Source organism: Massilia sp. DJPM01 (assembly GCF_030348125.1).
Classification (GTDB): Bacteria; Pseudomonadota; Gammaproteobacteria; order Burkholderiales; family Burkholderiaceae_D; genus Telluria_A; species Telluria_A frigida.
This window is the reverse complement of record NZ_JAQOZV010000193.1, coordinates 1-918: the sequence shown is the minus strand read 5'-3', so window position 1 is coordinate 918 and position 918 is coordinate 1. Positions and strand designations below refer to the sequence as shown.

At 60.8% G+C, this 918-nt stretch carries 1 protein-coding gene and 1 pseudogene; both read left to right on the top strand.

Annotation, left to right across the window (positions count from 1 at the left end; genetic code table 11):
• On the top strand, positions 1–259 hold a 259-nt coding region (locus PO883_RS34610; protein WP_289313823.1), incomplete at its 5' end, for a DUF2169 domain-containing protein.
• A pseudogene (locus PO883_RS34605) lies at positions 256–918 on the top strand (hypothetical protein); the annotation flags it as partial. The gene PO883_RS34610 and the pseudogene PO883_RS34605, both read left to right, overlap by 4 nt.

Genomic DNA, 918 nt, shown 5'->3' with positions numbered 1-918 from the left:
ACGTCTGGACTTCACCTTGCCGTCGTTATCACTCGACGTGACGTTTAATCCGAAAGACGGGGCATCACAGACCCTGCCAGCCCGCGCCGATACGCTGTTGCTGGAACCTGACCGGCAAAGATTCAGCGTCACTTGGCGGGTAGCAAAGCCCCTGCGTCGCACCGTCGACGAGATCAGCCATGTTGAGGTCGGGACACCTGAACAAGATTTCGACCCCATCGGCTGCTGCCGGGGGCCAGCCATTGAGATGCGCTTATGAGCCGCCCACGCATCGCCATTCGTGGCGCGGGTCTAGTCACCAGCGTTGGCCTCGACACGGCATCGGCCTGCGCCGCCCTGCGCACACGCCAGAATAACTTCGTCGAACTTGCATTCGTCGACCAAGAGCATGAACCGGTGATCGGCGCGTCCGTACCCTGGCCGGGCCTAGGAACTGGGCTGGACAAGCTGGCGCAAATGGCAGTATCAGCCATCCGCCAAGCGCTTGCCTCTGACCATCGGGTGGCAATCGCCTCAACACCGCTGTTGCTATGCGTGGCTGAACTGGAGCGGGCAGGAAGGCTGACTGAACTCGACACGGGCATCTGGAGCAGACTGGAGCAGCATTTCGGCCATCCGGTGCATGCCGACTCCACCTTGATTGCAGACGGGCAGACCAGCGTAGCAACTGCCCTTGAAATTGCGTACAAACTGCTGTTCGATAAGGGGCATGCCGCAGTCTTGATCGTCGCTGCCGATACCTTCGTCAATCGAGGCGCGATCATTCACAATCTCGACAAACGGCGTCTTTTGGCATCTGGCGTCCGGGCTGGCTTCATCCCAGGGGAAGCAGCGGGAGCGCTGCTGGTGCAGCGTACGAACGATCAATGCGACGTGGAGTTGCAGGTGTTCGGGGCGGGCATGGCGCGTGAACTGGCC